The organism is Klebsiella terrigena (assembly GCF_006539725.1).
Taxonomy (GTDB): Bacteria; Pseudomonadota; Gammaproteobacteria; order Enterobacterales; family Enterobacteriaceae; genus Klebsiella; species Klebsiella terrigena.
Map to the genome: position 1 here is coordinate 145791 of NZ_BJNO01000013.1, position 10186 is coordinate 155976.

Annotated in this window: 10 protein-coding genes and 1 pseudogene; 10 read left to right on the plus strand and 1 reads right to left on the minus strand. The window is 58.7% G+C overall.

Annotated elements, in window-relative coordinates:
• The first annotated feature begins 1 nt into the window (after nt 1).
• The 6 genes from RTE01_RS15650 to RTE01_RS15675 all read left to right on the plus strand — a co-directional run bounded on the left by RTE01_RS15650 (nt 2) and on the right by RTE01_RS15675 (nt 6542).
• Nucleotides 2-1366, plus strand: coding sequence for an efflux transporter outer membrane subunit (locus RTE01_RS15650; protein WP_134528228.1), 1365 nt, complete (start codon nt 2-4; stop codon nt 1364-1366).
• Nucleotides 1367-1414: 48 nt separating this feature from the next.
• A complete protein-coding gene (locus tag RTE01_RS15655; RefSeq protein WP_134528231.1) occupies nt 1415-2578 on the plus strand; it encodes a multidrug effflux MFS transporter in 1164 nt (387 codons plus the stop codon).
• 163 nt (nt 2579-2741) lie between these two features.
• Entirely contained in the window at nt 2742-3644 is a 903-nt protein-coding gene (murQ, locus tag RTE01_RS15660; RefSeq protein WP_041143289.1) for an N-acetylmuramic acid 6-phosphate etherase, read from the plus strand.
• A gap of 24 nt (nt 3645-3668) precedes the next feature.
• Nucleotides 3669-5102, plus strand: coding sequence for a PTS N-acetylmuramic acid transporter subunit IIBC (gene murP / locus RTE01_RS15665; RefSeq protein ID WP_141335156.1), 1434 nt, complete (start codon nt 3669-3671; stop codon nt 5100-5102).
• 146 nt (nt 5103-5248) lie between these two features.
• Nucleotides 5249-6151 carry an EamA family transporter gene (locus tag RTE01_RS15670; RefSeq protein WP_167691000.1) on the plus strand — a complete coding sequence of 301 codons (903 nt, stop codon included), beginning with the start codon at nt 5249-5251 and terminating at the stop codon, nt 6149-6151.
• A 100-nt stretch (nt 6152-6251) separates the two neighbouring features.
• Complete coding sequence (locus tag RTE01_RS15675; RefSeq protein WP_041143292.1) at nt 6252-6542, plus strand: YicS family protein; 291 nt, start codon at nt 6252-6254, stop codon at nt 6540-6542.
• A 129-nt stretch (nt 6543-6671) separates the two neighbouring features.
• Here the strand turns inward: RTE01_RS15675 and RTE01_RS15680 are convergent, their stop codons facing one another.
• Nucleotides 6672-7613, minus strand: coding sequence for a LacI family DNA-binding transcriptional regulator (locus RTE01_RS15680; RefSeq protein ID WP_041143293.1), 942 nt, complete (start codon nt 7611-7613; stop codon nt 6672-6674).
• Between the two features lie 294 nt (nt 7614-7907).
• Between RTE01_RS15680 and RTE01_RS15685 the strand changes: the two genes are divergently transcribed.
• The 4 genes and pseudogenes from RTE01_RS15685 to RTE01_RS15700 all read left to right on the plus strand — a co-directional run.
• Nucleotides 7908-8222, plus strand: coding sequence for a PTS sugar transporter subunit IIB (locus RTE01_RS15685; protein WP_041143294.1), 315 nt, complete (start codon nt 7908-7910; stop codon nt 8220-8222).
• A gap of 11 nt (nt 8223-8233) precedes the next feature.
• Complete coding sequence (locus RTE01_RS15690; protein WP_041143295.1) at nt 8234-9559, plus strand: PTS sugar transporter subunit IIC; 1326 nt, start codon at nt 8234-8236, stop codon at nt 9557-9559.
• 133 nt (nt 9560-9692) lie between these two features.
• On the plus strand, nt 9693-9995 hold the full coding sequence (locus tag RTE01_RS15695; RefSeq protein ID WP_041143296.1) for a PTS lactose/cellobiose transporter subunit IIA: 303 nt from the start codon (nt 9693-9695) through the stop codon (nt 9993-9995).
• Nucleotides 9996-10087: 92 nt separating this feature from the next.
• Nucleotides 10088-10186 (plus strand): annotated as a pseudogene (locus RTE01_RS15700) (carbohydrate porin); the annotation flags it as partial.

Sequence of the window (10186 nt, forward strand, 5' to 3'; positions counted from 1 at the left end):
TATGTTTCGTTTTACGTTAGTTTTTATCGCGCTCCTGAGCGCAGGCTGCGTCTCCCTTGACCCGCACTACGAGCGTCCGGCGGCGCCGGTGCCCGCCACGCTGCCCGGCGCCCACGGCGAAGCGACGACGGTCGTCAGCCAGTGGCAGCAGGTGGTGAACGACGCGCGGCTCAAAAAGGTGGTGACCATCGCGCTGAACAGCAACCGCGACGTGCAAAAAGCGCTGGCCGATATCGAAGCCGCCCGCGCCCAGTTTGGCGAAACCCGCGCTTCGCTGTTCCCCACCGTTGACGCCGAGCTGAGCCATACCCGCAGCAAAACGGTGGCCAGCGGCCTCACCTCATCGGCGGAAGCCGACGGGGCGGTCTCCAGCTTCGAGCTGGATCTGTTCGGCAAAAACCAGAGCCTGACCCGCGCGGCGCGGGAAACCTGGCTCGCCAGCGAATTTACCGCTCAGAATACGCGGCTGACGATGATAGCCGACCTGACTACCGCGTGGATCACCCTCGCGGCGGACAACAGCAGCCTGGCGCTGGCCGAAGAAACCATGGCCAGCGCCGACAGCTCGCGCAAAATCGTCGCCCGCCAGATGGCGGTCGGCACCGCTGCGGCCAGCGATCTCAGCGATGCCGAAGCGGTTTACCAGCAGGCGCGCGCCAGCGTCGCCAGCTATCGAACCCAGGTCGCGCAGGATAAAAACGCGCTCAACCTGCTGGCCGGCGAAAGCGTCCCTGAGAGCCTGCTGCCCGGCACGCTGCAAAGCCTCGGTGATAGCAACATCGCCCTGATCCCCGCCGGCGTCTCTTCGTCAGTCCTGCTGCGCCGCCCGGATATTCAGGAGGCCGAGCACAACCTCAAGAGCGCCAACGCCGATATTGGCGCCGCGCGCGCCAACTTCTTCCCGAGCATTTCGCTCACCGCCAGCGCCGGGGTCGGCAGCGATTCGCTCTCTTCGCTGTTCAGCCACGGGATGCAGGTGTGGTCGTTCGCGCCGTCAATCAGCCTGCCGCTGTTTACCGGCGGCAGCAACCTGGCGCAGCTTCGCTATGCCGAAGCGGAGAAAAAGGGGCTAATCGCCACCTACGAGAAAAGTATTCAGAGCGCGTTCAAAGACGTCGCCGACGCCCTGGCGCGCCGGGAAACGCTGGGCGAGCAGCTGGATGCCCAGCAGCAGTACGTCGCCGCCGAGCAGAAATCGCTGGATATCGCCACCCGCAGCTATCAGGCAGGGATCGGCAACTATCTGTCGGTGCTGACCGCGCAGCGCACGCTGTGGTCGGCGCAGGCCACGCTGATTACCCTCCAGCAAACCGATCTGCAAAACCGCATTACGCTCTGGCAGTCGCTGGGAGGCGGCGCCAGCTGATCTGCTCCCGCCGGGCCGCAGGGCCCGGTATCCTCATAAGGACCTGCTATGCCGCGTATTTCTCTCTCCTGGGTTGTTATTCTCGGGCTGCTCTCGGGCATCGGCCCGCTCTGTACCGACTTCTACCTGCCGGCGCTGCCGGATATCACCCGCCAGCTGAACGCCACCAGCACGCAAACCCAGCTCTCGCTGACCGCCGCGCTGCTCGGGCTGGGCCTCGGCCAGCTGTTTTTTGGCCCGCTCAGCGACCGCATCGGCCGCCGCAGGCCGCTGATCCTCTCGCTGCTGCTGTTTATCGTCTCCTCGGCGATGTGCGCCCTGACCCAGGATATCCATCTGCTGATTCTCTGGCGCTTTTTGCAGGGCTTTGCCGGCGCGGGCGGCTCGGTGCTGTCGCGTTCGATTGCCCGCGACCGCTACCAGGGCGCGCTGCTGACGCAGTTTTTTGCCCTGCTGATGACCGTCAACGGCATTGCGCCGGTTCTGTCGCCAGTGCTTGGCGGCTACATTATCACCGCCTTCGACTGGCGCATTCTGTTCTGGGCGATGGCGGCGATCGGCGGCGTACTGCTGCTGTTAAGCCTGGCGATCCTCCACGAAACCCTGCCGCCGAAAAGCGCCGCGACCTCGCGTAAAGCGGGCGGCTCGCCGGTGCTGAAAAATCGCCGCTTTATGCGCTACTGCCTGATTCAGGCCTTTATGATGGCCGGCCTGTTCTCCTATATCGGCTCGTCGTCCTTCGTGATGCAGAGTGAATTTGCCATGAGCGCCATGCAGTTCAGCCTGCTGTTCGGCCTGAACGGGATTGGGCTGATTATTGCCGCGCTTATCTTCTCCCGCCTGACGCGCCGCTTTTCGGCCGAGTCCCTGCTGCGCACGGGTCTGATGCTGGCGGTGCTGTGCGCCGCCGGCATGCTGCTGTTTGCCTGGCTGAAGCTGCCGCTGCCGGCGCTGATCGGCCTGTTCTTCACCGTGTCGTTTATGAGCGGCATCAGCACCGTGGCCGGGGCCGAAGCGATGAACGCCGTTGATGCCGGGCAGTCGGGCACCGCGTCCGCGCTGTTAGGTACGCTGATGTTTGTCTTTGGCGGCATCGCCGCGCCGCTCGCCGGACTCGGCGGTGAAACCATGTTGAAAATGAGCCTGGCCATGGCGATAAGCTATTTTCTGGCCCTGCTGCTGAGCCTGAAACCCCCCGCTGCGCTACGCTAGCCCAGCCTGCGGTAATAAAATATTCCAGTTTTATTACCGCACAATCCCCCGCCATACCTACAAATATCTTATTATCTGCCGTGCGCTAATCGTGATAACCTTCACATGAATGGAATAATTAATTCCTTAGAATACCCGCCACTGTGAATAATGAGGTTTTGTTATGAGTATCGACCTGAGCAAACTGCTGACCGAACGGCGCAACGCCAATAGCGCCAATATTGACACCCTGTCTACCGTTGAAATGCTGACGGTGATTAACCAGGAAGACAGGCTGGTGGCCGAGGCAATTACCCCCTATTTGCCGCAGATCGCTCAGGTTGTCGATAAGGTCGCCACCGCGCTGCAGGCGGGCGGACGCCTGATTTATATCGGCGCGGGCACCTCCGGTCGCCTGGGGATCCTCGACGCCAGCGAATGTCCGCCAACCTTCGGCACGCGTCCGGAGCAGGTGGTCGGGATTATCGCCGGCGGGCATAAAGCCATCCTCAGCGCGGTGGAAAACGTCGAAGACAACAAGGCGCAGGGCGCAATGGACCTGCAGAACCTCAATTTCAGCAACCGCGACGTGCTGGTTGGCCTCGCCGCCAGCGGACGGACGCCGTACGTCATCGGCGCAATGGAGTATGCCCACAGCCAGAACGCGTTTGTCGCTATCGTCAGCTGCAATCCGCACGGCGAGATGGCCCGGCTGGCGGACGTCGCTATCACTCCGGTCGTCGGCCCGGAAGTGGTGACCGGCTCAACCCGCCTGAAGGCAGGCACCGCGCAAAAGCTGGTTCTGAATATGATTTCGACCGGGGCAATGATTCGCGTCGGCAAGGTCTACAGCAATCTGATGGTTGACGTTGAGGCCACCAACGCGAAGCTTATCGAGCGTCAGATCTCCATCGTCATGGAGGCAACCGAGTGCGATCGCGACGCCGCCCAGCGCGCGCTGGACGCCTGCGGCCGTCACTGCAAAACGGCCATTGTGATGGTGCTTGCCGATCTTAGCGCCGAAGAAGCGCAGTCGCTGCTGGCCAAAAATAGCGGCTATATCCGCAAAGCGCTGGGCAACGCCTGAGCGCCAACAGACAGGTAAACTGCAATGGCAAAAATAAATAAAGAGATGATAGCGCGGATCCTTACCCACGTCGGCGGAGCCGGAAACGTGGCGCAGGCCGGTAACTGTATGACCCGCCTGCGCCTGACGCTGCGCGACGAAGCGCTGGCCGATAGCGCCGCAATCCGTCAGGTTGAAGGCGTGATGGGGGTTATCGTCAGCGATGAGCAGTTTCAGGTCGTGCTTGGCCCGGGCAAAGCGCAAACCGCGGCGGAAATGATGAACGCCATGCTGGAGGATGCGCCGCAGGACGCCCCGTCGCTGGCGGAGGTCGCCGCCGAGAAGAAACAGGCGCTGAAGAGCAAGCAAACCGGCGGGGTACAGAAGTTTCTCGCCAAATTCGCCACCATTTTTACGCCGCTGATCCCCGGCTTTATCGCCGTCGGCCTGCTGCTCGGCTTTGCTACCCTGGCAGAACAAATCTTCGTCCTGGAGAATGCGCACCCTAACGCCAGCCTGGTAGCGCTGATCGGCTATATGAAGATCTTCAGCAAAGGGATGTTTACCTTCCTGAGTATCTTAATCGGCTATAACGCCCAGAAGGCGTTTGGCGGCTCCGGGGTCAACGGGGCGATTATCGCCTCGCTGTTCGTTCTCGGCTACAACCCCGAAGCGACCAGCGGATTTTACGCCGGGATCACCACCTTCTTCGGCCACGGCATCGACCCGCGCGGCAATATTATCGGCGTGCTGATCGCCTCGATTATCGGCGCATGGGTGGAAAGACAGGTGCGGCGTTTCATGCCGGCCAACCTCGATATGATCCTCACCTCGGCGGTCACGCTGCTGATTATGGGCGCGGTCACCTTTACGGTGATCATGCCGATTGGCGGCTGGCTGTTTACCGGAATGTCGTGGCTGTTCCTGCACCTCAACGGTAACCCGTTCGGTTCGGCGGTGCTGGCGGGGCTGTTCCTGCTGGCGGTGATGTTCGGCGTCCATCAGGGCTTTGTCCCGGTCTATTTCGCGCTGGTGGATGCGCAGGGCTTTAACTCGCTGTTCCCGATCCTGGCGATGGCCGGCGCTGGGCAGGTGGGCGCCGCGCTGGCCCTCTACTGGCGGGCAAAGCACGGCTCGCTGCTGCGCACCCAGATCAAAGGGGCGATTATTCCCGGCTTTCTGGGTATCGGCGAACCGCTGATCTATGGCGTCACCCTGCCGCGGATGAAGCCGTTTATCACCGCCTGTATCGGCGGCGCCTGCGGTGGCTTCTTCCTCGGCCTGATCGCGTGGCTGGGCCTGCCGGTGGGGCTGAATACGGTCTTTGGGCCCTCCGGCCTGGTGGCGCTGCCGCTGATGACCTCCGGCAGCGGCATCTACGCCGGGATGGCGGTCTACGCGGCGGGGTTGGCCGTCTCTTACCTGTGCGGCTTTGCGCTGACCTGGCTGTTCGGCAGTAAGAACGTTGATTTGAGCTAAGGCTCAGCGCTGGTCAGGGGGTGCCTGGCCGGCCGTTCCCCGATCTGCGCCGCACTTATGCGGACGGCGACTACCATTTCCTTCCCCGCCGTCCGAACGCGCCCATGCTATGATTCCCTTTTCGCGATATACCACCTGAGGGAAAGATGGGCTCCAGTAAAAAAGGGATGCTGAATGTACTTATAGCCGCCGTGCTATGGGGGAGTTCCGGCGTCTGCGCGCAGTACATTATGCAGCAAAGCCAGATGTCATCACCGTTTCTGACCATGACGCGCCTGCTGTTCGCCGGCCTGATTCTGCTGATGCTCTCTTTCGTCCACGGCGATAAAATTTTCCGCGTCCTGCAAAACCGCAAAGATGCCGTCAGCCTGCTGATTTTCTCGCTGTTTGGCGCGCTGACCGTGCAGTACACCTTCCTGATGACCATCGAAAAATCAAACGCCGCGACCGCGACGGTGCTGCAGTTCCTGTCGCCGACGATTATCGTCGCCTGGTTCGCGCTGGCCCGCAAAACGCGCCCTCGCCCGCTGGTGCTGGCGGCGATCGGCACTTCGCTGGCTGGCACGTTTCTGCTGGTGACCCACGGCAACCCGACAACGCTCTCTATTTCACCCGCGGCGCTCTTCTGGGGGGTGGCTTCGGCCTTTGCCGCCGCCTTCTACACCACCTATCCGTCAACGCTTATCGCCCGCTACGGCACCCTGCCGATCGTCGGCTGGAGCATGCTGCTCGGCGGGGCGATGCTGCTGCCGTTCTACGGCGGCCAGGGCAGCAACTTTGTGGTCAACGGCCCCCTGCTGCTGGCCTTCTTTTATCTGGTGGTGATCGGCACTTCGCTGACCTTCAGCCTTTATCTGAACGGCGCGCAGATGATTGGCGGCGCGAAGGCGGGGATCCTCAGCTGCGCCGAGCCGCTGAGCAGCGCCCTGCTCTCTTTGCTGCTGCTGGGCATCACCTTTACGCTGCCGGACTGGCTCGGCACGCTGCTGATCCTGTCATCGGTGGTGCTGATAGCCTTGGATTCACGGCGGCGCGTTCGGGCAGCATAGAAAAGCAATTTACTGATTTTAAACAATTTATAATCCAGATGATTTGCGTGTTTTGCGCACTACGCATATAGTTTGGTATCACCCTTGAAGGAGAAGCGCCATGAAAGCGTGTTGGATGTTGTGCCTGGTCAGCGCCCTCAGCGCCTCGGCCGCGTGGGCCGAATCGCCGCTACAAAGCCTGCAGTTCGAGCAGCAAAAACAGCTGGTATTAAAAGCGGTGAAGGAAAAATGCACCCCGGCGGCAACGCTTAGCGATAACGACTTTGCCAATAAGGTTCTCGCCTCGAAAGAGAATCAAACCTACGTGCGTGAGGCAACCCTGGCAAAAGAGCGTAATAACCAGAAGAACTACCAGGCGGCGATCGACAAGATTACCTGCCCGGCGCAGTGATCGCGCCTGCGACGCGGCCAGCAGGCCGCCCGCCGCGCAAATAAAAATACCTGTCAGTTACGCCACTGGCAGGTATTTTTTTGACTTCATCATGGCCCCGCGGCTGTGTGCGCCCGCGCGCGGGCCAGCTTAGATTTTCGGAATAATAAGATCCCCGCGCAGCATGCTGCCGCCCAGCATTTGCGTCTTTTCCGTCAGCCAGCTGACGATCCGCATCGCCATCACATCCATCGAGTACTCAATCGCCGGAATGGTCGGAATACCCGGCAGCTGTAGCGAGCCGGCCAGGCTAAAGACCATCACCTTTTCCGGCACCGCGCGGCTGAACGCCTGCAGCTGCGGGACAACCCGCTGCGCCTGCTGCTCGTCCGCAACCAGCAGCGCATTGAAGTTCAACGTTGTCGCGTTGCTCACCAGCTCCTGTACCGCCACCGACGGCGAAGTGCTGTCGAGGAATACCAGGTTGCGATTAAACGGCAGGAAATTTTTCTCCAGCGCATGCTTGTAGCCCAGCAGCACCTGATCGGCAAAGCCGCTTCCCTCGGGATGGATGAGCGCAATCTGGCGTCGCCCCTGGCTAATCAAATAGTTACAGGCAGTTTCCGCGGCAAAAGCGTGGTCAAACTGAATGCTGTTCGCCCCTTCGCTCTCGAGGCAGTCAATCAGCGCCACGTCCGGCCGGTCAATATTCAGCGGGAAGCGGGCGCCGATAATCAGGATATCGTCGCACAGGCCGCAGCTGAGCTCTTCGAGCGAGTTCATCACCCCGTCGCGGGTGTTGGCGAAGCGCAGCAGCAGATGCTTTTGATGCTGACTCAGCTGTTTTTCCAGGGCATACAGATAGCTGGTGGTTTGATTGATATTATCCTGGGCGCAAATCACCCCGATGCAGCCCGTGCTCTGGCTGAACAATGATTGGGCAATCATATTTGGCCGGTAATTGAGCTCTTCCGCCGCCTGCAGTACCGCCTGACGACTGGCCTCTTTGACGCCGCGAGAGCCGCTCAGCACGCGTGAAACTGTGGCCTTTGAGACGCCAGCTAACCGTGATACATCGTTGATTGTAGACATCTTTCTCCCCTGACAGGGTCGGGCCGATCCCTGTAAATCTTTAGACCTGAATCGCTTCAATAGTAACCAACGGCAGTATATCCGTTTCCTTTTTTATTTGGAAACCGATTTTCCGTTTCATGGAAAATCATCGCAAAAACCACGGAATTATGTGAGCCGAATCTAATTAATCAGCCCCGTACACGGTAGATCTTGACGGTTATCACAGTTCTGTTTTTTATAAATGGAAACCGGTTTCCGTCTGATATCAAATCATCCACGCAATAACTTTTTACATATTGAGGATGAGTGTCGATGTACAAGATTATGCTGTGCTGCTCTGCGGGGATGTCCACCAGTCTGCTGGTCAGGAAGATGGTCGATGAGGCGAAGGAACGTAACCTGCCTGTGCAGATAGACGCCTACGGCGTTTCCGAATTTGACATGCAGTTTCCACAATACCAGGTGGTTCTGCTCGGACCCCAGGTAAAATACATGCTGAAAACATTATCTGAGAAAGCCGCTTCCCTGAATATTCCGGTCCAGCCGATAAACGCCATGGACTACGGAATGCAGCGGGGAGATAACGTCCTGGATTATGCTCTGTCGCTGATAGCAGCGGCGCATTAAGAGGTGTGCAAATGAGTTCTCTGTATCAGTCCATGATTGCCGTGATCGAGCAATCTATTACTCCGCTGGCAGGACGCCTTGGGCAGCAGAAATACGTTATCGCCATCCGCGATGGCTTCACTGCCGCATTGCCGTTTATGATCATCGGCTCTTTCATGCTGGTATTTATCTTTCCGCCTTTTTCACCCGACACCACCAACGGTTTTGCCCGCGGCTGGCTGGATTTCTCACAGCAGTATCGTGAGCAGCTGATGCTGCCGTTTAACCTGAGCATGGGGGTCATGACCTTCTTTATTTCCGTCGGCATTGGCGCCAGCCTCGGCCGCCAGTTTCAGCTCGACCCGGTGATGTCCGGCCTGCTGGCCTTTATGGCCTTCCTGCTGGTCGCAGCACCCTACGCTGACGGCAAAATTTCCACCCAGTATCTGTCAGGCCAGGGGATCTTCACCGCCTTAATTACCGCCATCTACTCCACCCGCGTTTACGCATGGCTGAAGCAGAATAATATTACTATCCGCCTGCCGAAAGAGGTGCCCACCGGCGTCGCGCGCTCGTTCGAAATCCTGATCCCGGTACTGGTGGTGATCGGGACGCTGCATCCGCTGAACCTGTTTATCGAAGCGCAGACCGGTATGATCCTGCCGCAGGCGATTATGCATCTGCTGGAGCCGCTGGTGTCGGCCTCCGACTCCCTGCCGGCAATCCTGCTCTCCGTGCTGATGTGCCAGATTTTCTGGTTCGCCGGGATCCACGGCTCGCTGATTGTGACCGGGATTATGAACCCGTTCTGGATGGCGAACCTGTCGGCAAACCAGGCGGCACTGGCCGCTGGCGCCGCGCTACCGCACGTTTATCTGCAGGGCTTCTGGGACCACTATCTGCTGATTGGTGGCGTGGGCTCGACGCTTCCGCTGGCATTCCTGCTGCTGCGCAGCCGCGTGGCGCACCTGCGGACCATCGGCAAAATGGGCATCGTGCCAAGCTTCTTCAACATTAACGAACCGATTCTGTTCGGGGCGCCGATTATCATGAACCCGATGATGTTTATCCCGTTCGTGTTCGTGCCGATGATCAACGCGGTGCTGGCCTACGGCGCAACCCGTCTCGGCTGGCTGACGCAGGTGGTCTCGCTGACGCCGTGGACCACGCCAGCCCCTATCGGCGCCTCCTGGGCCGCCAACTGGACCCTGAGCCCGGTGGTGATGTGCGTCATTTGCATGGTGATGTCAGCCGTCATTTACCTGCCATTCCTCCGCGCCTATGAACGCTCATTAATGAAAACTGAAGTCGAAAAAGCCAAAGCTGCCGTTCCGGTTGCTGAAACAGTCAGTCAGTAATAGTCGGGAAATACGCTCTTAGCTGTATTTCCCGGAGCGTCCGATAAAAATAACACCGTCATCAGGAATTATGCGGAAAAGGGACTTTCGCCGTACGCTTTAAATAATAAAGTTAATGATCTCAGGAACTATTATGATTGAATTAGAAGATGCGGTAATGGAAATTATCGTGAATGCGGGACAGTCACGCTCATTATGTTTCGAAGCGATTCATGCTGCCCGCCACGGTAATATTGATGAAGCTAAACTGCTCCTTAATGAAGCCGACGGCTACGCCCGCCGGGCGCACCAGATGCAGACCCAGCTTATCGAGCAGGATGCGGGCGAGGCGCGCCAGCCGATGACGCTGATTATGGTCCACGCGCAGGACCATCTGATGAATTCGCTGCTGGCTCGCGAGTTTTCACAGGAAATTATTCACTTATACCAACGTTAATATATAAACGTCATCCCCTAGCTCACCCCTTATATTAATCGGGGCGGGATGGTTATTATCTTAATATATAAATTATTACCAGCGAGATAATTATGAATAATGTAAAAATGCTGCCATTAGCCATGGCGGTCGTTGCCGCACTGTGCCCAATTTCTGTATTAGCGCAAGATTTTACTCAGCAACAAATAGAT

What these genes read in the sequence shown, in the direction of transcription:
- RTE01_RS15650 (WP_134528228.1), top strand. Translation starts at nt 2, where the DNA reads ATGTTTCGTTTTACGTTAGTTTTTATCGCGCTCCTGAGCGCAGGCTGC.
- RTE01_RS15685 (WP_041143294.1), top strand. Translation starts at nt 7,908, where the DNA reads ATGTACAAGATTATGCTGTGCTGCTCTGCGGGGATGTCCACCAGTCTG.
- RTE01_RS15675 (WP_041143292.1), top strand. Translation starts at nt 6,252, where the DNA reads ATGAAAGCGTGTTGGATGTTGTGCCTGGTCAGCGCCCTCAGCGCCTCG.
- RTE01_RS15655 (WP_134528231.1), top strand. Translation starts at nt 1,415, where the DNA reads ATGCCGCGTATTTCTCTCTCCTGGGTTGTTATTCTCGGGCTGCTCTCG.
- RTE01_RS15690 (WP_041143295.1), top strand. Translation starts at nt 8,234, where the DNA reads ATGAGTTCTCTGTATCAGTCCATGATTGCCGTGATCGAGCAATCTATT.
- RTE01_RS15670 (WP_167691000.1), top strand. Translation starts at nt 5,249, where the DNA reads ATGGGCTCCAGTAAAAAAGGGATGCTGAATGTACTTATAGCCGCCGTG.
- murQ (WP_041143289.1), top strand. Translation starts at nt 2,742, where the DNA reads ATGAGTATCGACCTGAGCAAACTGCTGACCGAACGGCGCAACGCCAAT.
- murP (WP_141335156.1), top strand. Translation starts at nt 3,669, where the DNA reads ATGGCAAAAATAAATAAAGAGATGATAGCGCGGATCCTTACCCACGTC.
- RTE01_RS15695 (WP_041143296.1), top strand. Translation starts at nt 9,693, where the DNA reads ATGATTGAATTAGAAGATGCGGTAATGGAAATTATCGTGAATGCGGGA.
- RTE01_RS15680 (WP_041143293.1), bottom strand. Translation starts at nt 7,613, where the DNA reads ATGTCTACAATCAACGATGTATCACGGTTAGCTGGCGTCTCAAAGGCC.